Below are 26,444 nucleotides of genomic sequence, written 5' to 3' on the forward strand. Positions count from 1 at the left end.
ACTGCCCGGGAGGCTTCCCCGTTGGCTTTGCCAGACAGGCGCTGGCGGTGCTCCCGGTAGGTTCGAAGTTGCCTGCAGGCGGGTCCGCGGTGGGGGACTTCGGCGACGTGACGGTGCGTCTGGCCGGCGAGCTTGGCCACCGCGGACTCTGCACCGGTTTCTTGGCGCTGCCGGACACTAGTGGCAGGACACCGGTGTTCGGCGATCGGTGCGGGTTCGGCCCCTGTATATCCCTTGGAGTGAAGTGCCTCGTCACCTTGATCCCGAAGTCGCCAAGACAAACATGATCGCCAAACTGGTCTGGCCTGTCTCGGCGTGGCCCTCCAGCAGCAAGCCGTGGTTGAGCGTGTGTATGGACTGCGGCCAGTTCCGCACGCCGATCTACCGCAACGTGATGCGGCCGGAACGGGGCGGCTGCGACCCGTGCGGTCGTGCCCGGGCTGCGGTAAAGCGGAAGGTTCCGGCAGAGGTCGCAGTCGCGGAGATGCGTGCCGCCGGCGTGGAGCCCTTGGACCCCTACCCCGGCGTGGACATACCTTGGCGCAGTCGCTGCCTCAGCGCTCTGTGCCCTGGCTTGTGGGAAGGCAGTCCCGCCGAGATCAGTCCACGTCTGTCGGATGCCCGCCTCAGCAAGATCTCGGCGTGCAAGTTCTGCGCCCGCGTCGCGATCCGCCCTGAGCGGGCGACGTACGAGATGGTCCAGCGAGGCGTCGAACCGCAGCAGACATACCGCGCAGCTGACGAGCCGTGGCTGTGCGTCTGCCTGGCGTGCGGCGCCAACGACATCACGCCTTCCTACGCCAATGTGGTCCTCAACGGGCAGGGAGGGTGCAAGCACTGCGGCGGTCGGATGCGCGTGCCCGACCAGCAGGCCGTCAGCGAGATGCTCGCGGTCGGAGCCCAGCCGCTCGACGCGTACAAGGGAGTCAATGAGCGCTGGCGCTGCAAGTGCCTGGCTCCGGCATGCCCCGGTCCGCGGGACCGGATCATCTATCCCCGGCTCGGGTGGGTCCGCCGGGGCGCGCAGGCCTGCAAGTGGTGCGCTGGCGTGGTGATCGCGCCGCACGTGGCAGAGGGCATCATGATCTCAGCCGGGCTGCAGCCCATGGAGCCGTATCCGGGGGTGCGGGAACGCTGGAGATGCCAGTGCCTGAACCTGGACTGCCGAGCAGTCGTCCACACGACTTTGGGTAGCGTGAACAGCCGCGGCAGCGGGTGCGTCGAGTGCGCGGAGTCCGGCTTCAAGCGAGACCAGCCGGCGCTGGTGTACCTCCTTCGCCACGACCGCTTGAAGGCGGCCAAGGTCGGGATCTGCAACCTCGGCACCGGACGTGTCGAGAAGCATGAGCGCCGGGGCTGGAGGCTGCACGACAGGCTGGCCTTCACAGCCGGTCGTGATGCCGAGAGGCTGGAACGTGAGGTCATCGCGGAGTGGAGGTCTCAGGGATGGGGTCCGGTCCTTGACGCGGGCCGCGACTACGACGGGTGGACCGAGACGACACCCCTCTCATCCGAGGTCTCCGTCGAATCGCTGTGGCACGGCATCGTCGCGCTGAGAGCACTGCTGGACCTGTGACCTTGGCCTTCAATCGCGCTGATGCAAGCCTCTGAGCATGTGGCCCTCGTGGTGTCTGGCATCCGGAGCAATTGCGGCACGTCATGAGGTGTCGTGTCGACGTGATCGGACACGGCTGCCGGCCACAGACCTGGTCTCGGGATGTTCCCCGACGGGTCTCGTGGAGGCCATCTCCGTAGAGGGGCTGGGCGGTTGGGAAGGTCGCCACGGCGGATGCAGGTCAGTAGTAGAACTCCAGGTAGTCGACTCTTTCGATGCTGACGCTTTCGCCGGACACGTGTGGTCGGTTGCGGTGGAAGTAGCAGGCGCCGAGGGCATCGCTGAGGAGTCTGAGGAGTTCCTCTTCCGGCGCGTTGCGGTGGCGGGAAGAGGTGCTCGGGGTAGGGAGCGGAAAGGCTGAGGGTGAGTGTCCGCAGCCGCGGGTCGTCCGATGATCCGGCTGCAGCGGTGAAGCCAAGCCAAGCCCGGAAACTGACCATCATCTGCCCGTTGTTGTGCAGGATGGTGTCGTGAGCGCGCCGTCGGATCCGGGGTTGCCACAGGCGGATGACCTCTCGTTCCACTGTCTGCTGCAAAAGGGTGCTGTCCGCTGGTCGTTGTGGATCGAGCGGCCCGTCGAGCGCCTGAGGTGTGGTCTTGAGGTGTGTGGCGAGGGCCGCCAGGTCGCCGTTGTAGTGGCGCAGGAGGTATTTCAGCCTTGCTCGTGGCGAGCGAGGCGGTTGCGTGTCCAGTGTCGGGCGTCTGCCCTGTCGAGGGCTTCCTGGACGGTGTCGGCGTTCAGCCTCATAGGTGGCATGGCGTCTCTTTGTCGGGATCCGTGCGTGATGAGAGAGAGCAGGGAGCAAAGGGTGGTTGTGGTTCCGGCAGAGCCTTTGCCGCGGCGGGTGCAGTTGATTCGTGGCGAGACCGTCGCGTCGTTCCTGTGGCGGCTGGCGGAGCGCAATGGGATGGCGCTCGAGGTGTTGGTCTGGCGGATCGGCGGGCCGCGGACGCTTGGGCAGGTGGATGCCGAACTGCAGGAGGTGCGGTTAGGACCGGTGGCTCAACGGCTTCTGTCCGTGACGTGTGGGCGTTCGCCGGCGGATCTGGCGCGGGCTTTGCCGTCGTGGCTGGGGAGTCGGATCAGTGCGCGGGCGCGTCATCAGGTGCAGGTTGAGGCGTGGCCGGTGGATGCGCGTCCGGTGCAGGCGTGTGCGTTGTGTGTGGCGGGGCGCAGTGAGCGTCCGGTGTGGCGGGTGCATGGGGAGCAGTGGGCTGTCTGCGTGCGGCACGGACGCTGGATGGGACGGGCTGGGGGGCGATTTCAGGTGGGCCTGTCGGGGCTTTCCGAGGTTGTGGAGGCGCATGAGCGCAGGGCTCGGCTGGAGCGCAGGGTAGGCCCGTACGGCCGGGCTTTGATGGCTGATGCGCAGCAGGTGGCGGTGTATTGGTGGCAGTGCCGTCAGATGGGTTCGCGGGGGGTGTGGCGTCGGCGGCAGGAAGCTTTGGGGGTGGACCGTTCGGCGCTGTGGGCGGTTCCGCTGGTGGTGTATCCGGAGACTGTGGTGGTGGCGGAGTCCATGGCGGTGCGGGAGCGTCAGCGGGCTGTGGGGCGGAGTTTCGCCGGGGGGCCGGCCGGTTGGACGACGGGCAGGTGGGTCCAGTGGGTGGGTGAGCGTCTGGGCATGGGCGGGGAGATGGCCGAGGGTGGCCATCGTGCTCTGGAGGCGTGGCTGGTGGCGCATCGCAACACGGTGCCGGTGGTGCAGCGCCTGGGGCAGGATGTGCGGCCGGCGGCTCGGAGTGTGTCGTTGGAGCTGCTGGAGCCGCATCGCGTGATCTTCGGGCGGGCCGTTAGAGAAGGTGTCGTGTCTTCCGTGGCGGCTGGGTTCGCCGATGACGAGCGTGGGTTTCGGAGGCTGAGGCCCGTGGCCCCAGCCCCCGCGTGCGCAGGTCAGTCGTTCTTGATGTAGCGGGCGGGGTTGAGGCCCTGGCCGTGCTGGTGGAGGTACCAGCTCATGGGCCGGGTGCCTTCTTGCTTGGCGTAGCCGGGGTTGACTCCGAGTCGGAACATGCCGGGGAGTCGCCCACCGTCGGGGGCTGATGGGACGACGTCGAGTGCCGTGGGCTTGTGGGCTGGGTAGACGACGCAGTCGGAGAGCACGGCGAGGGGGTAGCGGCCGGTGCGTTCGGCGAGTTTGAGCATTTTGCCGTGCATACGGGTTCGGGCCGTGGAGATGACGGCGGCGCGGATGTCGGGGCGCCAGGTGGGTGTTTCCAGCGCGGCCCAGCGCTGATAGGGGGCGATGGTGCCACGGGGGCCTTCCCTCAGTTTGCCGATGCCGCCCTTGCCTGTGGCCTTGATGGCCGCGAGCAGCCCGAGGAGTTCGGGGTCGGCGTCAGGCAGGGTCTTCATGGCGCGGAGGAACTCTTCCTGCGTCGTGCCTCGGTGAATACCGGCCTCGGCCATGGTGTCCAGGTATGCATTGCGCAGCCGCTCGTACCAGGGATCGAGGTATCGGCCGTGATCGTCCCTCAGGTATGCCTCGAGCGGCTGGACGGGGATGCCTAATTCCTCTTTCGCGTACTTCACCGTGGGAGTGGCGTACCAGGCGGGCCCGGTGGGCGGCTGGCCGGTGGTGGTGAAGGGAGAGGGCAGGCGCGGGTCGTGCGGGACGTGGGAGAAGTCGCACCGCCAGGCGCCGGGGACCTTGGGGTCGAAATGGGGGTCGGTCACATGGCGAGGCGGTGAATTCAGCCCCACGACGAGGCTGGAAGCGACCGAGACAAAGGCGAGATTGATGTCGATGCCGACGACATGAGCGAACTCGTTGGTCTCACCATCGGCGGGCGGCCGGCTCCAGTCCCAGGCTTCCTCGTTCATGGCGTCCTCGGGCAGGCGTCCCTGGGCGAGGGGGTGTGCGTCGTGCGCCTCTGGTGGGGCCGGCTCGATCGGCTGCCACAGTGCGTTGGAGTTCTGGGCGGAGACCCATTGTCCGCTGGTGTCCGAGCGCTCTGCGCGTGTCGGGGGGCGCAGAGCGGTCATGAGTTCCTGGCCGCATACTGCCGTGGAGCCGGTGGGGGTGATGACGCGGTCGGAGTAGGTGCCGAGAAGTCTGGCCAGCGGGCCGGGCTGGAGAGTGGGCAGGTTCCATCCGTCGCGGTCGGACAGGGCTCCCCATCCGGTCAGGGCGAGCTGTACGCAGGATCGCTTGCCGTCTCTGACCGGCAGATAGGCGCGTGTCCACGGTCCGAATCCGCTCCTGGTGAGCTGGAATCCGGCGGCGCGCAGCTGGCTGATCTGCGGGTGGTTGTCAGGCAGCCTCAGTGTGGTGCGGCCCTCGAGGGTAGGGGGGAGGCCGAGGTACTGCATGGCTGGCGGGGTCAGGACGAGGAGGGGGTCCGCGTCCTTCCTTCCGTGCTTGTGCAGGCGTTCGCGTCCGATATCTGCGCTGAGCGCCCACTGCACCAGGCCGGTGAGATGATCGGCCTCGACGTCGGTGCGGGTCTGGTCGGCGAAGTAGGCGATGAGGCCCTCGCCGGCCTGGTCGATGACGGCCAGTGGCCCTCGCGGGAAACGCGCCTGTGGCGCCGCTCTGTGCTGGGCCAGAACACCACGGGCCCAGGGCCTGGTCCGAGACTGGGTCCGGGGAGGGTTCGGCGGGGGTGTGATAGTGCCGGTCGCCGCTGGTTCCTGGTGGGCTTGCGCGTCGATGTCCCGAAGGCCGTTGAGAAGGCGGGCGTAGCCGGCTCGCTGCATGCCCTGTGGTTCTCGGGCGCCGGTTTCCCACTCATCGACGTCCCGGGGCTCGCATTGCAGTGCCTGTGCCAGCTGTTCCGGTGTGAGGTGAGCGCGCTGCCTGAGGCTGGCGCGCTCTTCGGGGGGAGGGAGCGGGGTCTGAAGGGATTCCAGCAGGGCATCGACGCGGGCGAACAGTGCGTCTTGGTGGTCGTCTCGCACAGGACCGGAATCTTCCAGGTCTGTCCACTTGGTACGCGAGTTCGCGTCATCGTCCGAATGCTGCACAAGGAGGGTGGAGCGGTAGGCGGGAGTATCCAGACAGGGACATTCCCTCCCGGCGTGGGCTTCTCCAACTCTTCTGGAATTGACGGGAATTGTACGCCGCGCATTTACTCCTGCCTCATCGTTCGAGTATCGCGCTGAGGTCCGTCTCCCGGACGGCCGGGCTGCGGTACGGGGATTCGCGGCAAGTGCGGGCGTGGAACAGCGCATGCGCAGATGCAGGAGAGCATGGATGGCGTCACGGAGCCTGCAGATTGTCCATCGCGACGACCGGGGACGGGAGATCAGTCGGCCCGCCGCACAGGCGGCAGGGATCAGGTTGACCGACGGGGATCCGGTCTGGGTTCCGCTGCGGCACCCCTCCGAGCGCAGCATTGTGACGTTTTGGCGGTCGGCGACGACGGGCAAGGTTGTAGGCTGCCGGTCGCTTCAGCGGTTGTCGGTGGCGATGCCTCTGGACTTCCATCCGAACGTTGCCGAGTTCTCGGCGTGGACGGCCCGTCTGGAGTGGCGTGAGCGGGGCCGGATCCGCCGCTTTGTGCCGGACTTCTTCGTCCGTACGGCGGCAGGTGAGAGGGTGGTCGTGGCCTGTCCGCCCGCGTCGGGCTCCAGCAGCAGGTGGCAGCGGCAACAGGACGTGCTCAGGGAGGCCGGTTCCGAGGCGAGGTGGCGGCTGGGTTCTCCTCAGCTGCCTCGTCCCGTGGCGCTGGCCAATCTGCGCTGGGTCTCCCGCTACCGGCATCCCCGGTGCGCCGACGAGGCGATGGAGCGGGCTCTGCTTGAGGCGTTCGAGGCGCCGGCAGGTCTCTTGGAGGGGATAGAGGCGGCAGGTCTTCCTCGTCTCCAGGCTCTGCCGCGTCTATACCACCTGATGTGGCGCCGCAAGCTGACGATGGACTGGGGCATCTCCTTGAGGCCGGCGTCGGTGGTCCGCCGCGGCGGGGGTGCCATGCCGTCGATGCGGCCGTTCCGGGTCGGAGAGCCGTCGTGATGGCGAGGGCGGCTACGTCCGAGCGGGTGTCGCGTGCGCATCATGGCCTGCTGTCGTGCGGGGATATGGTGCGCTGGCGAGGCGAGCGGTACTCGGTGGTGTTGCTGGACGGCGTGATGGTGCATCTGGCGCCGCGGCCGGGAAGTGGCCTGCCTCTGGTGGCCCTTCCGATCGGCCTTTTGGCTTCGGCCCGTGACTTCGCCGTTCAGGACGCCGATGGTCGGCCTGTGGAGCACACGCCGATCCCCGATATCGGTCTCATGGACGGGATCAGTCCTGATGCCGATCGGGAGGCCCGTATCTGGGAGCGGCACGTCATCGAGGTGGCGACCGGTCTGCTGCCCGGACAGGCCGAGGATGCCACGCCTCGGCCGGGGTACGCACCGGGTGAGTTCACGCTGATCGAGCGGTACAAGGCGAAGGCGGCCGAGCTCAACGCGGTGCTGGACTTCGACGTGTCGTGGCACACCGTTCAGCGCAAGCGGCTGCAGTACGAGAAGAGCGGTGTGTGGGGGCTGGTCGACAAGCGGCGGACACGGATGCCATCGCTGCACGGGCGGTGCGATTCGCGTGTGGTCGATGTCCTGCTGCAGCTGATCAGAGAGCGGGAGGGCAAGGTTGCGATCACCGGGTCGGCGCTGTTCACGCTGGTGCGCCGCACGGTGCGCCGGTAGCTCAGGTGCGGGGCTGAGATCTGCTGGATCTGTTCGACCGTCGCAACCTTCAGCACTCCGAGCACGCGCAGCACGTCGCCGCGCAGGTTGTTCGACGACCCCGCCGGGTTCTCCTCACGCTTGACCCCCATCAGCTGCGCTCCCTCCCCGCCGACTGCCGAGCGCGGCCACCTGCCGAGCGCCGGCCGCGCCCGGCCGCCAAGGGCATCCGGCCCCCGGACCCGATGATCTCCTCCTCCACGGACATCACAGCGAAGTTCAGGAGGAGAGAAGAGGGTTGTCACAACGCGGCGCGCGGCCGTATCCGCGTGGTGACCTGGGCTTTCTCCGTCCGGCTTGGTGACGGGCACCAAAGTGGGTTCCACAGTGGCGTCCCAAGTGCGCACCACAGGAGGCCGGGCCAGCTTGCCCGGCGCTGGTCGGGCCCGTGGCCGGGGCGGGCATGCCGGGCGCCTGCCGGTGGTCGGTGCGTGGTCATCGCAGTGGCTCCTTCGCTTCAGGCCGCCCTGGTGGGCGGGGACTCGAGGGAGCAGCGGCAACCGACCCCCTTGTCCGCGGTCTGACCGTGGGCGGCAGCGGCCGCGGTCAAGGAGAAAAACGGCAGCGGCCAGGGCGGTAGCAGAGGTGGACAAGGGGATGGGGCCGGGCTCGCGGCCGGGCCGACCACGGCGGCCTGGACGGCGAACAGGTCGTGTGGGAACAACGCCGGCTCGCGTTCGAGCGGCTCCAGCAGCGCCCCGCCCGGCGCGGCAGCGATCGAGGGCGCGGGCCAGCGGCCCGGCGCACTACGTGATCTTCAACCTGGTCCACGCGGACGGCACCGACATGGCCGCCTGGCCCTACGAGCGGCGCCGCGCGGCACTGGAGGCCCTGTCGCCGAGCGCCAACTGGAGGCGCCGCTGATGCTGTGCCCGCCGTCCGCTCCAGCCCCATCGCACGGCGATGGCTGGAGTGGACGGCGGCCGGGCTGGAGGCTGCACGTAGTGTCAGCTATGGGCGGCGATCTCGCGTTCGATGTCGCGCAGATCGCGTGGTGTGTTGATGGCCCGCCACGGATCATTGACCGAGAAACCCATGAGCTGCTGCATCCGGATCAGCAGGGGGAGCGTGGTCTCCTCGTGGTCGCCCTCGTCCGGCAGCATCTCCCGCACCTGCGATTCGAAGACGAAGACGCCGCCGTTCACCCGCAACGGCGCAGGTGTCCGCGAAGCAAGTGCGGTCACCCGGCCCAGATCGTCACACTCGGCGCTGCCCCTGGGCAGCCAAGGACGGGGCAGAGCAACCGTAGCGAGCCCCGCGTGACGCTGGTGGTGAGCGAACATCACGTTGAGGGGGAACCGCGTCCAGATGTCCCCGTACACCGCCAGCCACGGTTCGTCGGACCGCTCCAGGGTAGCGGCGGCCAGCTTTAGCCCCCCGCCCCGGCCCAGCGGCCGCGCCTCGACCACCACATCGGTGCGCACGGGCAACGGGCGGGCGAGAAGGTAGTCAGTGATCACCTGCGCCCGGGGGCCCGCAGAGATGACGACCTGCTCCACTCCCGACTCGGCGAACCAGTCAAGTTGATGCCGCAGGATCGGCGTGCCGTGCACCTCGACCATCGCCTTCGGTCTGGTCGACGTCAGTGGCTGCAGCCGGCTCCCGGCGCCACCGGCCAGGATCACCGCCTGCCGCACCACACCGAGGCCAGCGGGTTCACCACTGCCATTGCCTGCAAGTAATCGCACAACTACGCATCGTACAACGGCACTTGTCGACCTGCCGATGCTGAGCATGGCCGTGGAGAAGGCCAGTCCCCCAAGGTGGGCGCGCCGGGCGCCGGCTGGTGGTCGGTGCGTGGTCATCGCGGTGGCTCCTTCTCTTCGGACCACCCCAGAGGGGGCGGTGACTCGAGGGAGCAGCGTGCAACCGACCCCCTTGTCCGCGGTCTGACCGTGGGCGGCAGCGGCCGTGGTCAAGGAGAAAAACGGCAGCGGCCAGGGCGGTAGCAGAGGTGGACAAGGGGTTGGGGCGGGTTCGCGGTCGGGCCGACCCTGGCGGACAAGGGGTCGGATTTGGCCCTTGCAGCCCCGATTCGTCCGGTTCGAGTTGAGAGGGAGAGTTCTCCGTCCTCTGTCCACAGGGCAGCGCGCCGACCATACGAAGACGACGCCGTGAGTCGCACGGCGGTCATCGTGAGGAGAGCTTCATGCCGTACCTGATCCCGTCCCGTGCGCCGCTGACGCCCGAGCAGGTGGAGCGGGGCTTCGACTACCTCCTGGCGCTGCAGATGGGTGGCGGCGGCGCTGTCGCCGGGCGGGCGGAAGCCGGACCTGGAGCTGGTGTTCGTCCTGCTGCGGCTGGCCGAGGACATCGTCTGGCGCGTCACGGCCGTCGACGGGGGAGGCCGCCGATCCGTGCGCGGACTCCTTCGTCCTGGACGAGGTCGGGTGCGTGCTGCTGTCCGCGCTGCGGGACTGGGCGCGCGACTCCCCCACCACGGCGGTGCCCGGCATCGCCCGCAGCATCATCCGCTTCGTCGAGAACGTTATCCCCGACCCCGACGACCACGGAGACACGAGTGCGAGGGGGTCACGTTCGTGGTCACCGGCGAGGACGGTCGTGCCGATGAGGATCTGGCATGCGCCGAGTACATCGCTCGGAGGGCCGCCGAGGCCGTGACGGACGCGGCCGACTACCTGCGCCGCGCCGGAGAGTCGCGCGCCGCCGCCGAACTGACGGAAGGCGTGCGTCAAGGCGCCCACCCTGATGACGTCGCCCTCTGCCTCGAGCTCGACCGGTTCCCCTTCGCCATGGTGGCGACCTCGGAGGACTCGCTCATGGTCCTCCGTCCGCGCGCCGTGCCGTCGCTGCCCGACAAGGCTTCGATCTGATCACGGGTGAGTTCCGACTCTCACCGTGGGAGGGCCGCATCCGGTCGGCTGACCAGGGAATCCGAGGGAGCCGTCGGCTGTCCTCGGCCTGCTCGGGTGCCCTCGGATTCCCTGGTCCACCGACCGGCCGTCGGGAGCGTGCGCTCCCTCGGCTCCCGACCTATGGTCCGAAGGTGTGGACGCCGGGGCGCGGCCGACACGATGGAGCGGCCATGGACGACTCGGAAGCACCCGGATCCCCGGAGACGAGCGCAACGGCGGGTGAGCGGTTCAGCTCGTTCACCAAGCGCAACGTCGTGCTGGTGGCCGTCTTCTTCCTGTCCAATCTCCTGACGGCGGTCAGCACCCTCGTCACGGCCGTGACCGTCCTCAGGGAGACGGGGACGGATTGGCGCGCCGCGGAGTACCGCAAGCTCCGGCAGCTCCGAGCGGGCTACACGCTGGAGAAGTTCCGGCAGGAGCTCGGGCCGCCCGTCTTCCGTACGCCGCTGGAGAGCGGCGGCCCGTTCGTGCGGAACGTGTACCACCCACGGGAGGAGTACTGGGTGGAGGCGATCTCCGACAAGAGCAACGCCGCCATGACGTATGCGGTGACGACCTGCGATCCGGCCTTCAAGCCGGAGTTCTTCTTCGGTGGTGACGACAAGACCAGGATCGTCCTGAACGGGAACACGCTGTCGGATGTGCTGCCTGCGGAATGGGAGCGCGACCAGTCGCTCCAGTTGTCCTTCGGCGGCACCAGAAGCACCCCGCAACTCGCCTTCCACGTGTTCGGCGGCGGAGGCCCGAATCACTACCGCCAGTTCGCCTGGGGGCTCAACGACGTCTGCTCGGTGTGGCGTTCCAAGACGCCCGGGTACGACGTGCGAGCGTCTTGGAAGCGCTGGTTCGAGGCCCAGAAGGGATACGAAGAGCCGCTGGGGACCTTCTTCCTCCCCGAGAAGCTGAACAAGGGCGCCCGAGGGGTCATGGCCGAGTCGGTCGTCAACACGTACGCGGAGACAGCGACCTTTCAAGACATGCTCCGCTACTACCCCATCGGCATCGGCGTGGACGTGCTGACCGTCCAGTAGCGCCGACTCACGCCCCGCCAAGGGTGTGGGGGGCTCGACCGGATCCTCACCGGTCCGGAAGGTCCTCCAGCGCAGTGCGCAGGGTGCCGGCGTCGGTGAAGTGGACGGCGGTGATGCCGACGGCCCGGGCGCCGGTGACGATCTCGGGGTCGAGGATGTCGTTGTCCAGGCCGCGGAAGCCAAGGTCGGCCAGTGCCCCGAGGCCGGCGGCGCGCAGGTGGGCCCAGGATGTGGTCGTGGCGGGCGGCGGTGTTGTCGTGGGCGCGGCCGGGCCGGGCCGCGGATATCCAGATCAGGCGTCCGTTCTCGTCGGTCAGGGCGAGGCAGTGAAGGCCATGGCTGCGGTGCTTGCCGGAGTAGTTCCGTCGGTCGGCCTTGCCGGTGCGGCGCCTGGTGCGGATGAGGGCGCCGTCGATCAGGACTGCCTCCCCGCCCTGCTTGGCGACCTTCCGCAGGGCGCGGTCAAGGCGCGGCGCCTGGTCGGCGAGCAGTCCGATCAGCTCGTCGCGCCAGCGGCGGACGGTGGGCTCGGACACGTCGTTGCCGCCGGCCATGTCGGCCAGGCGCTGGTCATGGCGCAGTACGGCCAGAACGATCACCGCGATCTTCCCCGGCGGCAGGATCCGCCACCTGGACCGAATCGTCTTCAGATGGCGCCTGAGCAGATCGGCGAGGTGGCTGACGGTGCGCGTGGACAGCGGCAGTCGGCACCGGTAGACAAGCAAGCAGGTGTCCTCGGCGCGCACGTTGGTATTCGTCACACAATCTCAACGGCCGCCGGTGGGCAACCGGGTCACGCCCGTTCCGTGCCGCTCCAAGTGGCGGTGTTGCTGGTCATAGGCGGGTGGTGAACCGACAGTCGGGTAGTTTGCGCAGCCAGCCGCGATCGACAAGTCTGCCTAGCTTGCTGCGTAGCGGTTCCAGCTTGGCCTTCACGCTGAAGTCCACCCCCACCACCTCGCCCACCTCACGCGCCATGACCGGCCCGGCGGCCTGTCGCACGGCGGCGATGAGGCGCTGGTAGTCCCACGGCAGCGCGTCCTCCTCCTGGCCCGGCTCGCGGTGCGGGATCAGCATCACCGCCCGGCCGCCCACCTGCCCCGGCATCGGCCTGGCGGAGGCGCGTTCCTCGGCGAGCTGCCCGGTTATCCGGGCAAGGACGCGTTCGGCGACAGCGAGTTCGTCCCGTTCGGCCCGCACTTCCGCCAGCTGGGTGGCCAGCTGTGCTTCGAGGTCATCCAGTTCCGCACGCCGCGCGGTGATCCGTTCCAGCAGCTCAGGATCCAGCAAGCACCGGATCGTAGAGGGCCGTCCGGCCCCAGCAGGCAGGAACTGGAGTGCTCACCGCTCCAGGGCTGGGAAAGGAGCCAGGGCAGCTCGTCATCAGTGTGCCCAAGGTAGGCGAACTGCCTCGATTTCGGAGTCGTTCAGCAATGCGTTGATGAGGGCTGGTGAACCCACGACCTTGGTGGCCCACAGGTCGTAGTCGGTGCACAGGACCCAGGAGCGGTCATCGGCCCAGAGATTGGAGGGGCTGAAGTCTGTTTCGGACTGGTCGTACAGGATCTCGGCGTCGCCGAGCCGGCCCGCGCGTACGTGGAGGTTGTCGAAGTCGGTGGCTCCGAGCGTCAGCGGGTTGTAGTAGGCAAGGCAGCGGGTGTCCGGGCGTGCGGGGCTGTACTGGGTGAGGGTGGCGATCAGTCGGTTCCAAGTCTCCCGGTCCAGGCTTGCGCAGTTCCGCCTTCTTCGCTGCCTTCGACTTCGGCTTCCGAGGGCGCTTCCAGATCGGCTGCCACCCCAGAGGCTCGTCGACTTCGGGCTCCTGGTCCTCGTCGAGGGCGGCGGCCATCTGCTTGCGGGCGGCACGGGCGCTGGCGAGGGCGTCGTCGGGGTTGGGGGTTCTTCCGGGGTGTTCACGTGACTCCCCCTGTGGTTCGGCCCGGCGTGTGCTGCGTGCCGGGCCTGCTGCTGGGTGTCCGGCTGCGGAGCCGTCGTCGGCGTGGGCTGGGGGCGGGGGCCGTGGGCGGCTTCGCGTGCCCGCTGGCTGTCCTGGAGCGTGGCGGCCACCTTCGCGGCGGCGGCTTCCAAGGTCTGGCGGGTCTGCTCCACCGTGTCGACGCCGGTCTCCGGCTCCAGGAGACGGCCGTCCTTCCGCCCGGTGCGGAACGGCCGCGGGTGCGACCTCGAGGCGGCGGGCACCGCGACGGTGTATGGGCGGGGGCGGGAGCCCAGGCGCTCCGCACGGCGCACCGCGTGGACCCGGGCGGCCAGGGCGTCGGCGGCGAGGCGGGCCCGCTCGTACGGTGGGGTGGTCCGCTTGCGGGTCAGCGGGCGCAGCACGGCCTGGTCGTCGGTGTCACGCGGGTACAGGGCCCGCAGATCGGCGGTCACCTTCCGGCCGCGCCCGACCGGGCGGGTGTAGTCGTCGACGGCTGTCTGCACGATCGTCTCGTCCAGGCCCGGCTCGTGGGGTCGGCCGCGCAGGACGTAGGAGAGGTGGCGGCGGGCTTCGGCGAGCAGGTGGTGGCGCGCGAAGGCGCCGCGCATCACGTACACCACGGCGTCGACGGCCGCCAGGGCGACGTCGACCACCGGCCGTACCCGGGCCAACACCGCTGCGGCCGCCGCTCGCGCCCGTTCGGCGAGCCGGTAGACGGTGCAGGCGCCGAGCGCCCGGATCGCGGAGTCCCGCCATCGCTCGCGGAGCTCGGTCAGCGACAGCAGCTCGGTGCGCTTGGGCGGGCGGGTCTGGTCGGCGGCCTGGCAGGCCAGCGCGTAGGCGGCCCGCTCCCCCGGCGGGTGCCCCTGCTTCTCCTCGTACCGGGCGGTGAGGAGGGGCAGCGCGTCCTCGATCTGTTGGCGGCGGGTCGACTGCCAGCCGATGAGCCGCCGGTCGATGCCGGCGATGTCCATGACGGGCCGGCGGCCCGGGGTCACCTCGCGCGGCTCCCACGCCCACCCGAGCCGGGCCGTCACCTCTTCCATGAAGTGCAGGGTGTAGAGGGTGTCGGCGGCGACGATGTGGGTCATCAGCGAGTCCGCCGACAGGTTGCCCCACTTCCCGTCGTGCGGCCGCCGGGCGCGGATCGACACAACCGCGTGACCGTGAAGCAGCGGCCTCGATTCCGTGGCTCTGGACTCGTAGTGCCTCAAGACCGCGACGATCAGCCCGTCCTTGACCCGGGCCCGCTGCTTGCCACCGGCCTTCGAGCGGATCTCCGCGACCGACGCCTCCAGCCACGCCAGGGTCTTGTCGCGGGCGATGTCGTCGCACAGCTCCAGCACCCGGCGATGCTCGTCGTCCATCAGTGCCCACGCGATGTGGGCGGTCGGCGGGGGCCGGAACACCAGGTCGAAGGCGAGCCAGGGGGTGCGCTCCTTGGCCTTGTCGGTCTTGGGTGAGCGGTTGTGCTCGATGGGCCTGCCCAGCACGGTCGCCCGCCTCGCCTGCGCCGGGCTCTTGCCCTGCGCCAGGAGCTCGCGCTCGATCCGGTCGGCGTCCGGGTGCCGGCCCTCGCCCAGGAGGAGTTCGGCCTGCCGCTCGGTCACCACGTCCCCAGCCGCCAGGCCGAGCGCGGCCAGGCCCCGGCCCTTCCAGATCCCGGGCGGGACACCGGCTTCGTCCTGGGCGGCGCGCAACGGCGTACCCGCCGGGCGGTGGCCGTCGCCGACCATCACGCCACGGAAGAGGTAGCGCACCCCAGCCCCCGGGCGAACTGGCGACATGCTGATCATCAACCCATGGAACCCCGGCGCTGACCTGCGCAGAAGCGTGATCCGGGGTCGGTCCCGCCGGGCGGGAGGGCATCACCAGATTTTTACCGGAGCGCCCGTCAGGCGGGCCGCCGGGCCAGCCCGAGACGGTAAGCCGCCGACCTGTGCACAGTCCGCCGCATGACTACAGAACTGCTCCACGGAGACCTCTGCCCGCTGTGCGGCCGACCCCTCACGCTGCGCCCGACCGTCGTCATCCACTCGAACGTGCCGCACCCCACCCGGACCGACTACCAGCCCTACTGCACCGCCTGCGCCAACGACCTGCCCAACATGCAGAGGTGGAACGACCTGATGAACGACCGCTACGGCCTCTGACCCGGGCCGTGCAAATACTGCGCCACGACCACACCAGCACCACCCGACCCGAGCCGACTCCAACGCCATCCAACGCGCACCAACGCACCACTTCCCCGACCGCCCACCACCGCTGAGCGCACCGCGTCACCGACGCCCTTCAACACGAACAGCCACCACCGCCCCCGGCCGACCGGCCGGGGGCTTCGTGCTTCCTGGAGGAGTTCGCCGTGCCCACCTACGAGACCCTGCCGCGCTTCACCGCCGACCTTCACCGCCTCACCCCCGCCCAGCGCCGCCGCTTCCGCCAGGCCGTGGCCGCCTTCGTCGACGACCTGCGCACCGGACGCGGGCGCTTCCGCGCCGGCCTGCGCGTGAAGGGCGTCCGCAGCTCGCCCGGCGTCTTCGAGCTGGCCTGGGACGGCAACGGACGGGCGACCTGGCAGTACGGGCCAGCGATACGCCCCGGCGTACAGCACGTCATCTGGCGCCGCATCGGCACCCACAACATCCTCACGGGCCCGTAACGCACCCCGCCGGGAGCGGCGGGAGGGCGGTCAGCCGCTGGTGGGCTCGATGCCCGCGCCGAAGGGCTGGACGTCCGTGACCGCGACGCACCGCCGGAGCCGGGCGAAGCGCACTGGATGCCGCCACGATCCGCGCTCCTGCGCCGTGTCCACCATGATCTCGGCGACCAGGAGGCCGGACCGTCGCCCACGCCCATGGTTGATCCATTCCTCCCAGGCGGCGCCCACCTCGTCGACCAGGCACCGGGGCCCGCACTCGTGCAGCTCCGTCTTCCCGTCGGGCGGCCGAAGAGAACAGCCCAGGAGGAGGTCGGCGTCAAAGGCACTCGGGGGTCAGCCAAGTCCGCTCGTACTTCACCCCATTCACCGTGACCTGGCCAGAGAAGTGGACACACTTCGTCGCCGCGCCGTACACGTCGATATAACCGGCATACTGGTTGTAGGTGCCCGAGTCGTACCAGGCAGTCTGCCAGTCCCCGCGGCGGACGACGATCTTCATGTAATGCGCACCGGAGATCCCCTCGCCGGCCCTCGCACAGTAGGTACCCCCCTTATAGCTGCCGGAGTACCAGATCTGCATGTACCCGAGTTCCCTGGTGCCGTTGCGCAGGGCCACGGTTTTCCACGTTTGACCCGCGCAAGAGCTGAACGGTCCGCCGTAGCCGGGTGGAGCGTCTGCCGGATCGGTCGCCGACGCAGTCGGAGCCTGCAGCAGGCTCGCGATCACCACGAGAATTCCCAGCACGAGCGTCCTTGGTCTAGACGTCGTCCCTTTCAGAATCTTCATCTCGTACCCCCGATTTTTCTCGCCCTGCCCTCATGCTGGGCGCAGGTTCCGACGATGCAGGCGGCGTCCGCACGGGACAAGGCGCGCGGCGCAATTGGCAAGAACCCGCCTACATTGATCCGAAGCGGTTTGGGTTCTGGGTCGTTGGTGGGGTGTGAGCGATCTGGTGGGGGACGCGCGGCATCTGACACACATGCGATTCACTGGAAGACGACCGACGGCCAGCCCCCGGCACATTTGCCGATGGCCCCTTACTATTTGAGTCCTCGGGGTCGGCGAAGGTGCGGGAGCCGATGTCGTGGCGGGCCCTGCTCCTGGCACCCGACAGCGTCGGCCAGGGCCGGGTTCTGCTGGAACGGCGTCCACACCTCGTGGTGGGCGGCGAGTGTGCGCCGGAAGCCGTCTGATGCAGTCTCGCGGGTCTTTACCGGCCCTGCAGGGTCGGCCGCCGTACCGGCAGTGGGCGCGGTGGTGGGGTGGCCGGGAGGGTACACCTGGGCGCGGAAGTCGCTCAGCGCTTCGGTGGTCTCCTCCGCTGCGGCCAGCCGTGTCCTGAGCGCGGCCACCTCGGTCTTGAGGCGGACGATCTGGGCCTCGCGCGGGTCAGGGATCTCCCCGGCCCGCTGGAGGATCTGCAGGCGGCGTTCGAACTTTTTGCGAAGGTGAGCGTAGGGGCGGGAGCCGTAGAAAGCGGTGCGGTCGACGCCGGCTTCGCGGGCGAGGGTCTTGATGTCGCATCGGCCGCCGGGTGGGAGTTCGCCGCGCGCCATGGTGGCCGGGATGTGCCGCGGTGTCACTCGGATGAGACAACTTCAAGTGTCTGGAGAACCGTCGAACTTCGGCTGAAAGCGCAGCTCACCGGGCAGCGCACCCGGCGCGGGCACCGTGTCGCGGGCCTTCCCCGAAGGCACCCCCCTGGACGAATGCCAGCACCTGCACCAAGACGTGGAGTCCCTGGTCTACACGCTCCTTGCCTACAAGGAGTTCGTCGCCGCCTGCGGATCCGGCAACGACCTCGACGAGCTCGAGTCCCGCTTCAAAGACAAGATCGAATCGTTCGACCCCGTCCCGTTCTCCGACGAGGACTCTCCCTGGACCCGCATCACCGACGACATCCTCGAGTCAAGCTGGACCGCCTGAGGACCGTCCCTCCAGAGGGCCACACGGCCCAAGACCCGCAGCTCGTCGTACCGGGCATGTCGCGATTACCGAGGTGAAGGTCTCCCGCCCGCCGAAGCACAGCCATCTCTCTGGTCGTCGTCGCCCGCACCAACCGGTCCAAGACCGACCGGGACCCTGCCGAGCTGAAAAATGAACTTCACCGTAACCCCTCAGAACGTGACCGACGTCTACGGACTGAACGGCGTCACCTACTTCCCCCACCCCGTCGGCAGCCGCATGCACCCCGGCACAGCCAGGTTCCTGGCCACCGTGGGGCTGCCCTCGAGCAAGCTGTTCTCCACCAAGATCGACTTCGACTCCACCGACCGCCTCGAGTGCCGGCCGTCCCTCAAAACAGCCTTCGACGCCGACGGCGCCACTCTCCCGAAGGGACCGAGCAGTGGGAGATCCTCGGGGAGTTTCAGTACGCCACCGTCGCCCTCGATCCCCAGACCGGCCAGATCTAATCGTTCGCCGAAGGCGAGGAGTTCTACGTCCCCATGCACCAGGACGTCTCCTCCCTCGTTCACACCCTCGCCGTGGCCGAGACCGGTCTCACTGAGTTCAAGGAGCTCCCCCACAACGACGACCGAGCACGCACTGAAGCCGTGGAGGCTCTCCGCGAACGCATCACCCAGGTCGACCAGACACCGTTCGCCAGCGAGGACGGCGAATGGAGCAGATTCTTCGAAGAGTTCGCCCTCGGCATGTGGGGCTGACGCGCTTACCCTACAGACCGCTGTTTCCGGTGTGATCGGTTCCAAAAATTGCACAGGGCACAGGTCGGATCAGAAGCTGCAGCAAAATGGACTTCACCGTTAACTCCCCAGAGTGCGACTATTATAGGACCTCTTAGCGAATTTGACTAATTATCAAAACCCTGACTCCAATTACTCTCCAGACTCGACTTCGCCGCCCTCGCCGCAGCCCGAAGTGCTCGCCATTCGGCTGCTTCTTCGAGCGCAACTTCAGTCCAAATCGACTCGGGCCCCAAATTTATAGAATCCGCGTGTTCATTGACCGACTGGAGTAGGAGATATTCCTCATGACTCAGCGAATGATCGCTCACTCTGGCGCGAGCCACATTCAGCACGTCGTCGAGCTGAAGCAAGATTTCATCTGCTCCCACTCCTGCCGCCTGCAAATATGCAGCTTGACGATCGGGTTCTGCATTGAGCAGGTCCAACACGGTGAGAGTCCACCGCCGAAAGTCGGCCAGCTCTCGCTCTCCGGTCATCGAATGATTCCTCCCAGATCTCCTTCAGGACCCACAACTCTCCAGTAGGCACCATCGCCATGATGGCCACCGCCAGGATTCCACCTGAGCATCCGACCGGTCGGATTTCCTCGATCCGTGTATTCGCGAATCACCCATCCACCTCCAGCATTCTTGCCGCGCCCCAGTCCTTCTTCACGCCATCCCGACCTACCTGCAAAGAACGGCTTGACCTGGTCGGGGGTTACGCCACCCCTGAGGACGGACGGGGTATCGAAGATGTCATCTGCTGAGCGAATACCGGGAAGCTGACCAGCCTTCTCAGCGAGCTGTTTACGAAGCTTCTCTCCGTTCGCAGCGCTCGTAGGACAATTACTATTGTGAACGAGTACTGGAGTCTCACCCGCCAGTACATAGTACGTGTGGAGGTCAGCGATCGTGAGGTTGTGGGTGTCCTGCTTCGCCGTGTAGCTGCTAGTGGCCTGGACAGTGGCGGCGGCTCCGTGGTTGGTGCGGAGAGTCACGCCGGGCTTGATTTCGCCGGCGTCTAGCCATTTTTGTTCGGATTCAGACCAGAAAGGATGGTGGTCCGTTGTGGTGATGATGCGAGGCCCATCGGCAGTCGTGATGGTGAGATCGACGAATGCCTTATCGGCCTGGGTGTAGATGGTGGAGGTTACCTGCTTGGACGCGGTCTCACTAGTTTCAGGGTCGGTGGCTAGTACATTTTCGCCGACCTTAATGTCTTCGATGGGCTTGGTGGTGCCATCCGCGAGGAGGACCTCGGTGCCTGGAGCGAAGCTGTTACCGCACCCTCCCTTGGAGGAATTTCCCTTTCCGCTTAGCGTGCGTGCTCCTAGACCTCCCGCAAAGGATTCTCCAGCTATCTGCGCGGCGCTCTTGTCGTAAATTTCTGAGTCGATGCTCGTGCCTGTGAGAAGAGATTCCTTCCAGGAGTAGCAGGTGACAAACTCGCAATAGTTTGATCGGAAGTACTCGATTTGCTGGTCCGTGGCGCCGGCAGCCCACATTTTGAAGGAAATCTGATCGATAACGCTTCCGTTGGTCGGATCAAACTTCCTTGTCATCTGTGCCATCTTCTTGCCGCCCACGGTGTCCCGGTTGCGAGGCCACTTTTGAAGTGGTCCGGTGTCCAGGAGAACGGTCTCCTCGAATACTGCATGTGTTGCCTCAGCGAGGGCGCCGCCGTCCCACGTGCCCCATTCGGCGTCCTCATAGAACGTTTCGCCCTTGCCGCCGGATCCGTCGTCGAGTTTGAGACCGGTGGGGTCGGAGTTGGTGACGGGGTTGCCGTTGGCGTAGGTGTATCCGTTCATCTGAAGCGGATCGGTGATGTCGATGAGGGGGTCGGCAGAGATGAAACGGCCTGTGGTGGGGTCGTATTCGCGGGCGCCAATGTGTGTGAGACCTGTGGTGGCGTCGTCGATTCCGACACCGAGGAAGGTGTGCCGGCTGGGCCAGTCGGTGGGCCGGGTGCCGCGGGGGTTGCCGTAGGGGTCGTAGGCGCGGCGGGTGATGTTCTGGTTGTTGGTCTGCTCGACGGCGGCGGTGGAGGTGTTGTGGTGGTCGGTGAGGAGGGCGGTCAGTTTGTGGTCTGTGCTCTTGCCGCCGGTGGTGCGAAGTGTGGTGGGGGCGCCGGGGTGGGTGTAGTAGCGCTGGGCGTCGACGGCTTCGCCGGCGGTGTTGACGGTGATTTCGGTGTCACCGAGGTAGAGGGTTCGGGTGGTGCTGGTGGCTTCGATGAGGCGGTTGCCGTTGGCGTCGTAGAGGTAGCTGACGTCTGCAGTGCCGTTATTGTCGCTGTCGGCTGAGGTGAGCTTGTTGCGGCGATCCCATGTGAAACCGGTGGTGGTACCGCCTGCGGTGATGCGTTCGGTGGTATTGCCGGTGACGTCGCTGTTGTAGCTCTGGCGCAGGGTGTAGGTCGAGCCGTTGATGTCCTGAGTGGAGCTGACTGCGGCGAGGGTGTGGGGTTGTACGAGGGTGCTTTGGGTGCCGTTGTTCGAGACCGTCTTGCCGTAGTCGTACTTGTATGTCTCGGTTGCCTTGATGCCGGCAGGGTCGCGGACGGTGAGGCTGGTGCGGTTGCCGATGCTGTCGAAGGCGTAGGACTGCCAGTAGCCGGTGCCGCTAATGCCGGGCGTCACCTGGGTACTGGAGGGCGCCGGGGCGCTCTGCTCGGTGGTGCTGGTGGGGCAACCAGCGCTGCCGGTCCAGGCGTTGACGAGGCGGCCCATGGGGTCGTAGGAGAAGCACTGCTGGTCGGTCTGGGTGGCCGACTGTTGGTCCTTGATGGAGGTGATGTTGCCGACGGTGTCGTAGCCGTAGGTGAGGGTCGTGATCCAGTGAGGGTTGGCCGTCTCTCGGATGGATTCGGTTTCGCTGAGACGGCCGGTGTGCTGGTCGTAGTCGTTGGTGGTCCAGATCCGGCGTGGTGCCTGTCCGGTGACGGTGCGCAGGACTTGGCCGTGGGGGCTGTAGGTGGTGCCGGTGGTGTACCAGACGAGGCCGGAGGTGGTGAGGGGTGCTCCTTCGCCGCTGTAGCGGGTGATGACCTTTTCGGCGGCGAGACCGACGCTGGCGACGGCGGGGAGAGTGACGGTTTGCGGCTTGCCGGTTGCGGTGTAGTCGTAGCTGTATGCGTAGCTGCGATCGAGGCCCTTGGTGAGCGTGTCCGTGGGGATGGTGATCTTGGTGCCGGTGGGGCGGTACTCAGCGTCGTAGCCAGTGACTTCGCTTGTGTACGCCTTGCCGTTGTTGTAGCGGGTGGAAGCGACGGGCTGGCCCTTAGCTGCCGTCAGGGTGTCGTAGGTGTACTGGGCGGCCAAGGGGCCGGCGGCGGAGTCGTCGCGGACTTCGGTTGTGCGGCCGAGCATGTCGTAGAAGGTGTACTGGACTCGGTCGAGGGTGTCCTTGGACCAAATGCGCTGGTCGAGGTTGTTGTAGCCGAAGCTCGAGGCGCCGACGTCGGGGTCAGTGGAGGCCGTCAGGCGGCCGCGGGTGTCGTAGCTGTATGTCCAGTTGTTGCCCTTGGGATCGGTGATCTTGGTGAGCTGGCCCCGCGCGTCGTAGGTGTAGGTGGTGTCGAGGGTGGTGGCGGGCTCGGTGACGCTGACGGTGGTGTAGTGCTGGATCTTGGAGGTACGTCCGAGGGGGTCCGTCCAGCTCTTGACCGCGCGGCTTCCCTGCAGGGGTGCGGTGCCAGCGGGGTTCATGCCGGTGCGGGCCAGAGTCCAGTCGCCGCCGTACTGCGTGGTGGCGGTGTGCTGGGCGATGTCGTTCTTGAGGGTAGTGACGCGGGTGGGGCGGCCGAGTCCGTCGTAGGACGTCTTGGTGGAGTTGGGGACGTCGAAGACGGTCTTGGGAACGAAGATTTCGGCGGTCGGCTCGCCGGGGGCGAGATAGCCGTTCTTGGACTCGCGGACGGTGCCGCTGGGGTTGTAGAGCGTGTCGGTGACGATGCGGCCGCCGCCAAGGGCCTCGGTCTGGATCTGGCGGGGGCGGAGCATGCCGTCGTAAAGGGTGATGGCGTCGTCGTACGTGCCGTTGTCGCGGAGGGTGCTGGTGGTGACAGCGGGCACTTTGTTGTCGTCGAACTGGTAGGCGAAGTGGACGGAGGCCTTGTCGGTGGCGGGCTTGCGTGAAGCGCTCCAGGCGTCGGTGACGCGTCCGAGGTCGTCGTACTTGCTGGTGGTTGTGCGGTTGTTGGTGTCGGTAACCGTCAGTGCTGTGCCGCGGCCGGGGTCGTAGGTGGTTGTGGAGCTGTGGACGGAGGTGAGGGTTACGTCCTTGGTGGCGGTGATGCTGAAGGCGGGACCAGTTAGCGGGTCATATGTAGTGGTGGTGTCATTGCCGGCTGCGTCGGTGACCTTGATCGCGCGACCGAGGCTGTCGTAGGAGGTACGGGTGGTGGTGATCCATCCAATGGCGTCACCGTCAACCGTGTCGACCTGGTAGGACAGACCCTTCATCGGGGCAGTCCCGAAGGCATTGAGGCTGTCGTAGGAGGTACGGGATTCGGTGATGGTCCGCTCGGCGGGGGCGGTTCCAGAGGTGGGGCAGGCGCCGGTGATGGTGCGGGTGTGCCAGGGCAGGCCGACGAGATTGTTGTCGCCGCTGGTGTTGTGGACGTATTCAGTGGTGGTGCACTGCTCGTCGGTAACGGTGCCGTCGGCGGTGCGTGCGGTGGTGTGGACGGTCAGCGGCAGACCATAGGCGGGCGTCTGCTCAAGGGTGTCGTCGTATGCGGTGTCAGTGCGAACGGTGCGAATACCGGCGCTGATCGTTTCGATCTTGTCTGTGCGAACGGTCCCGGTGCGGTAGGCCTTGAGGTCGGGAAGGCCGTCGCCGCGGCCGCGCTTCGCGGTCTCCTTCGCATACGGCCAGGACAGCTCGCGGGCCTGAACAGTGGCGCTGCCGGAGCTGGAGGTGTAGGTGATGGTTTCGGCGGCGTCGCCCTGGTAGGCAGGGAGGTCCTCGCCGAGGGTCTCCCTGCCTGCGGAGTCCTTCACGGTGATGAGGGCGCGTCCGGCGTCGCGGGACATTCCGCGGAAGTAGCGGGTGGTCGTCTTTGACTGCTCGGCACGGTCGTAGCCGCCAGTGGTGCCGGCGTAGTTTTCGCCGCGCGTGACGGTCACGGTCGCGTAGCCACGCCACTGACTGTAGGTGCGCAGTTCGGGCTTGGAGAATTCATCGGCGTCCTTGGCCCAAGCGGCGCCAGGGGTGTTCACGTCGCCGTAGGTGTAGGTGGTGGTGACGTCGGGTTCGCGGGTGGCGCGGTCTTTCTCGATAACGCGGTCGACGACGTACTTGTTGAACCACTCGAGGTTGGGGGTTTCCAGGTCAGGGTCGGGTGACCAGTGGACCGGGAAGCAGCGGGTGGTGTTGTCCTCGGGCTTCGGGTGGGTGGTTCCGACGGGGCAGGGTGCGGAGTAGTCGACGTAGATGTCGCCGCCGGACTCGGTGCGGATGGTCTCCACGCGCAGACGATCGAAGTCTGGGGTTTTGTCTTCCGCGCTGGTAGAGACGCGGTTGGGCATGTCGACGACGTTCGCCACGAAGGTGACTGCGGGCAGCTGTGTGGAGGTCTGGTTGCCCTCTTCGTCCTTGGTGGTGCCGTATCCCGTTCGGGTTATCGACTCCAGCCAGAGCGGGGGGTGGGTGTCCGTGCGCTGCTTGGGGAAGGACTGCTGCAGGGTCCAGGTATCGACCTTCGAGAGGGCAGTGGAACCGGGGGTGCGCTGGCCGTAGGTGTTGACGGCGGTGAGGCGGACGCGGTTCCAGAAGGTAGGCGTGGTGACCAGGCAGTTGGTCATGCCGACCTTGCAGTGAAGCGTGGCGGGGGTGTCCCACCAGGGCTGCTTGTCGGCGTAGTTCTTGGACTCGAACTCGGCCAGAGAGCAGGAGGTGGCACCCTCCTTGATGCAGCGTTCGTCAATCTTGAACTCGACCCTGCCTGCGGGAGGCCCGGTGAGGTTGCCTGCGCGCAGTCCGTAGAGAATCTGGGTGGGGTAGCCGCCGCGGACATACTCGACGGTCTGCTTGTACTTGCCGTTCTGGGCGTAGCGGTTGGTTTCCTTCTTCCAGTCGATGGTCATGACGTTGCCGTGGACGTCTTCGACGTAGTCGAGGTTCCAGCGCCATGCCTGGCTGCAGAAGGAGGTGGCGTAGGTGGCCTGGTGGCAGGGCTCGCCGGTGTGGTTGCCGACGACGGGGACGGTGAAGACGGAGTTGGTGACGGCTCGGGTGCCGGCTCCGTCGAGGTCGTTGCGGCCGAAGTAGTAGCGGGTGCCATCGCGGGTGGTGACCCGCCAGTACTCGCCGCCGTACTTGGCGTCCTGCTCTGTTTTAACCTTCTCCTTGCCGTCTTCCCCGATGATGAGGTAGTCGATCTTCGCGCCGTCGTCGTTGGCAGGAACCCACTTGCCGTTGGCGTCGTGAACGAGTTCGGTAGTGGTTCCGCCGAGGGACATGACGAGGTTGTCGCTGGCCCAGCACAGGTCCGGCTTCTTCTTGTCGTCCTCGTTGTCGTTGTTCGGGCTGTTCTTGCGGTCATCGGAGCAGCTGCGGTAACGGCGTTCGACGAAGCCGGGGTGGTAGTCCCAGCCGTCGCCTATCCACGAGGCCTGGCTGTTGGCGACGGAGGTCTTGCCGTCGACGGACTGGGAGGAGTAGGTGAAGGCGACCTTGGGGGCGGGTCCAGCCGGGGGTGCGGGGACGGTAAGGGGGTAGGTCCAAGTGAAGCCACCGCTGCTGCCACCGGCGCTCCAGGTGCCTGACGGGGAGAGCGAAGTCGCCTTGTATGTGCCTCCGGCGCCGGCGCCGGAGTCGGAGGCCGCCAGGACGGCGGGGCTGCCGCCGGCCTGTGTGGACATGCCCTGTACCGAGCCGTCAGCGGGATCGACTGTGGCCCGGATGGTGTTCTGAGCCGGGTCGTTGGTGCTGGGGATGTCGACTGCGGTGCTGCACTCGTCGAGTTCGGGGGTCTCGAGGAAACAGGCCGGGAGCTGCTGGAGCCGAAGACGGGTAGCCCATTCGTTGCCGAAGAGGTCCTCGAACTTGCTGTAGTCGAGTTCCACATCGATGGGAGTGGAGCCTGTAGCCGGGGGTGTCACGGTGATGATCGCGCCGTCGACATCGGATGCCTCGGTAGTAGTACGGGCCTCGACCTCGACGCCCCAGGTTCCGTTGGGGGCGGGGGGAGCCGGTTCGTCAGCGGTGGCGCTCGCCCTGCCGATCTTCACCGGCAGGTCCTCTACCTGGACCAGTCCGGTCGTCTCCGGCGTGAGCGCCTTCGTGCCGGCGTCTTCCACGAGAGGAACATCGTTGACCGGGACGTACTCCGCAGGGGGTTCGACGGGGGCACCGGACCAGCTGGTCAGCTCCTCCATCTTGGGCTCGTCCGCCGGGGCTTCCGCGGTCTTCTGGACCTCGGGGAGATCGACGCTCTGCGGCTGCGGGTTGACCGGAGGCAGGGCCCAGGTCTGCGTAGGCAGGAGGGAGACCGTAAGCAGTGCCGACAGCACTATTCCGGCCGTGCGGGCACCACGCGCGGTGCGGCCGCGTCGGGCGCTTCTGAGCGCACGCACCGGCTGCCGGTGCGCAGGCGGGTGGAACGGACGTCCCTGATCGGACGAGGACATGAGACCCCCACTCCCACCGCCGGCCAGACACTCAACCGCCGCACGGGGAAAACGATTAATTGCCAGCAGATTGTGCAGGAAGTCGACACCAAAAATCCACACAACATTGAGCTTGGTGATTCCTGTCACGCAGTCAACTAGACCTTCATCGTAACCAGTTGGATTAAATACAGGCCAATCACCAACCAGCCGACATCATGCAACCATTTCAGCATGAATGGATGTATCAGATCTTGGCACCCCATCTCGGGCACAAACATGCACCAAATTGCCCCAATTATTCCAATGTAGGGGCATTGACCTGGGGTTTTGCGCATACTGATGAGAGC

At 67.1% G+C, this 26,444-nt stretch carries 20 protein-coding genes and 1 pseudogene; 10 read left to right on the forward strand and 11 right to left on the reverse strand.

The genetic code is table 11. The annotated features are described in order from the left end of the window. The first annotated feature begins 283 nt into the window (after positions 1 to 283). Both ACZ4VK_RS28600 and ACZ4VK_RS28605 read left to right on the forward strand, forming a co-directional pair. The gene (locus ACZ4VK_RS28600; protein WP_468358042.1) at positions 284 to 1,576 is read left to right on the forward strand and encodes a hypothetical protein; all 1,293 of its coding nucleotides are present in this window, start codon (positions 284 to 286) and stop codon (positions 1,574 to 1,576) included. An 848-nt stretch (positions 1,577 to 2,424) separates the two neighbouring features. Next, entirely contained in the window at positions 2,425 to 3,528 is a 1,104-nt protein-coding gene (locus ACZ4VK_RS28605; RefSeq protein WP_468358045.1) for a TniQ family protein, read from the forward strand. On the opposite strand, the gene tap is transcribed toward ACZ4VK_RS28605, so the two are convergent. Continuing rightward, complete coding sequence (gene tap / locus ACZ4VK_RS28610) at positions 3,510 to 5,582, reverse strand: telomere-associated protein Tap (protein ID WP_468358048.1); 2,073 nt, start codon at positions 5,580 to 5,582, stop codon at positions 3,510 to 3,512. The two genes, ACZ4VK_RS28605 and tap, sit on opposite strands and share 19 nt — an antisense overlap. A 229-nt stretch (positions 5,583 to 5,811) precedes the next feature. Here tap and ACZ4VK_RS28615 point away from each other — a divergent pair, with 229 nt between their 5' ends. After that, positions 5,812 to 6,570 carry a TnsA-like heteromeric transposase endonuclease subunit gene (locus tag ACZ4VK_RS28615; protein WP_468358051.1) on the forward strand — a complete coding sequence of 253 codons (759 nt, stop codon included), beginning with the start codon at positions 5,812 to 5,814 and terminating at the stop codon, positions 6,568 to 6,570. 26 nt (positions 6,571 to 6,596) lie between these two features. Then, positions 6,597 to 7,244, forward strand: coding sequence for a hypothetical protein (locus ACZ4VK_RS28620; RefSeq protein WP_468358054.1), 648 nt, complete (start codon positions 6,597 to 6,599; stop codon positions 7,242 to 7,244). A 986-nt stretch (positions 7,245 to 8,230) separates the two neighbouring features. On the opposite strand, the gene ACZ4VK_RS28625 is transcribed toward ACZ4VK_RS28620, so the two are convergent. Continuing rightward, the gene (locus ACZ4VK_RS28625) at positions 8,231 to 8,971 is read right to left on the reverse strand and encodes a nucleotidyltransferase family protein (protein ID WP_468358057.1); all 741 of its coding nucleotides are present in this window, start codon (positions 8,969 to 8,971) and stop codon (positions 8,231 to 8,233) included. An 837-nt stretch (positions 8,972 to 9,808) separates the two neighbouring features. Here ACZ4VK_RS28625 and ACZ4VK_RS28630 point away from each other — a divergent pair. Together ACZ4VK_RS28630 and ACZ4VK_RS28635 are read left to right on the forward strand one after the other, a co-directional pair. Next, positions 9,809 to 10,117: pseudogene (locus ACZ4VK_RS28630) on the forward strand (2-phosphosulfolactate phosphatase); the annotation flags it as partial. Between the two features lie 212 nt (positions 10,118 to 10,329). Continuing rightward, entirely contained in the window at positions 10,330 to 11,190 is an 861-nt protein-coding gene (locus tag ACZ4VK_RS28635) for an ETEC_3214 domain-containing protein (RefSeq protein ID WP_468358060.1), read from the forward strand. Here the strand turns inward: ACZ4VK_RS28635 and ACZ4VK_RS28640 are convergent. The 3 genes from ACZ4VK_RS28640 to mobF all read right to left on the reverse strand — a co-directional run bounded on the left by ACZ4VK_RS28640 (position 11,148) and on the right by mobF (position 14,916). Next, positions 11,148 to 11,744, reverse strand: a complete 597-nt coding sequence (locus ACZ4VK_RS28640; RefSeq protein WP_468358802.1) for a transposase family protein — start codon at positions 11,742 to 11,744, stop codon at positions 11,148 to 11,150. The two genes, ACZ4VK_RS28635 and ACZ4VK_RS28640, sit on opposite strands and share 43 nt — an antisense overlap. 280 nt (positions 11,745 to 12,024) lie before the next feature. Further along, positions 12,025 to 12,480, reverse strand: coding sequence for a hypothetical protein (locus ACZ4VK_RS28645; RefSeq protein WP_468358063.1), 456 nt, complete (start codon positions 12,478 to 12,480; stop codon positions 12,025 to 12,027). A gap of 93 nt (positions 12,481 to 12,573) precedes the next feature. Further along, positions 12,574 to 14,916, reverse strand: coding sequence for a MobF family relaxase (mobF, locus tag ACZ4VK_RS28650; protein WP_468358066.1), 2,343 nt, complete (start codon positions 14,914 to 14,916; stop codon positions 12,574 to 12,576). Between the two features lie 168 nt (positions 14,917 to 15,084). Between mobF and ACZ4VK_RS28655 the strand changes: the two genes are divergently transcribed. Next, the gene (locus ACZ4VK_RS28655; RefSeq protein ID WP_468358069.1) at positions 15,085 to 15,282 is read left to right on the forward strand and encodes a hypothetical protein; all 198 of its coding nucleotides are present in this window, start codon (positions 15,085 to 15,087) and stop codon (positions 15,280 to 15,282) included. 209 nt (positions 15,283 to 15,491) lie between these two features. After that, positions 15,492 to 15,788 (forward strand): hypothetical protein, encoded by a 297-nt coding sequence (locus ACZ4VK_RS28660; RefSeq protein ID WP_468358072.1) that lies wholly within the window; start codon positions 15,492 to 15,494, stop codon positions 15,786 to 15,788. A gap of 30 nt (positions 15,789 to 15,818) precedes the next feature. On the opposite strand, the gene ACZ4VK_RS28665 is transcribed toward ACZ4VK_RS28660, so the two are convergent. The 3 genes from ACZ4VK_RS28665 to ACZ4VK_RS28675 form a co-directional block, all read right to left on the reverse strand. Beyond that, on the reverse strand, positions 15,819 to 16,016 hold the full coding sequence (locus ACZ4VK_RS28665; protein ID WP_468358075.1) for a hypothetical protein: 198 nt from the start codon (positions 16,014 to 16,016) through the stop codon (positions 15,819 to 15,821). 88 nt (positions 16,017 to 16,104) lie between these two features. After that, complete coding sequence (locus ACZ4VK_RS28670) at positions 16,105 to 16,533, reverse strand: hypothetical protein (RefSeq protein ID WP_468358078.1); 429 nt, start codon at positions 16,531 to 16,533, stop codon at positions 16,105 to 16,107. Between the two features lie 296 nt (positions 16,534 to 16,829). After that, entirely contained in the window at positions 16,830 to 17,345 is a 516-nt protein-coding gene (locus ACZ4VK_RS28675) for a hypothetical protein (protein WP_468358081.1), read from the reverse strand. 115 nt (positions 17,346 to 17,460) lie between these two features. Between ACZ4VK_RS28675 and ACZ4VK_RS28680 the strand changes: the two genes are divergently transcribed. Then, entirely contained in the window at positions 17,461 to 17,715 is a 255-nt protein-coding gene (locus ACZ4VK_RS28680; RefSeq protein WP_468358084.1) for a hypothetical protein, read from the forward strand. A 230-nt stretch (positions 17,716 to 17,945) separates the two neighbouring features. Here the strand turns inward: ACZ4VK_RS28680 and ACZ4VK_RS28685 are convergent, their stop codons facing one another. Continuing rightward, on the reverse strand, positions 17,946 to 18,242 hold the full coding sequence (locus tag ACZ4VK_RS28685; RefSeq protein ID WP_468358087.1) for a hypothetical protein: 297 nt from the start codon (positions 18,240 to 18,242) through the stop codon (positions 17,946 to 17,948). Here ACZ4VK_RS28685 and ACZ4VK_RS28690 point away from each other — a divergent pair. Continuing rightward, entirely contained in the window at positions 18,237 to 18,455 is a 219-nt protein-coding gene (locus ACZ4VK_RS28690; protein ID WP_468358090.1) for an SUKH-4 family immunity protein, read from the forward strand. The two genes, ACZ4VK_RS28685 and ACZ4VK_RS28690, sit on opposite strands and share 6 nt — an antisense overlap. A 146-nt stretch (positions 18,456 to 18,601) precedes the next feature. Here the strand turns inward: ACZ4VK_RS28690 and ACZ4VK_RS28695 are convergent, their stop codons facing one another. Together ACZ4VK_RS28695 and ACZ4VK_RS28700 are read right to left on the reverse strand one after the other, a co-directional pair. Continuing rightward, positions 18,602 to 18,973, reverse strand: a complete 372-nt coding sequence (locus ACZ4VK_RS28695) for a hypothetical protein (RefSeq protein ID WP_468358093.1) — start codon at positions 18,971 to 18,973, stop codon at positions 18,602 to 18,604. After that, entirely contained in the window at positions 18,970 to 26,244 is a 7,275-nt protein-coding gene (locus ACZ4VK_RS28700) for a polymorphic toxin-type HINT domain-containing protein (RefSeq protein WP_468358096.1), read from the reverse strand. Before ACZ4VK_RS28700 ends, ACZ4VK_RS28695 begins: the two co-directional genes overlap by 4 nt. Positions 26,245 to 26,444 lie beyond the last annotated feature (200 nt).

The organism is Streptomyces sp. NPDC028711, from assembly GCF_055565415.1.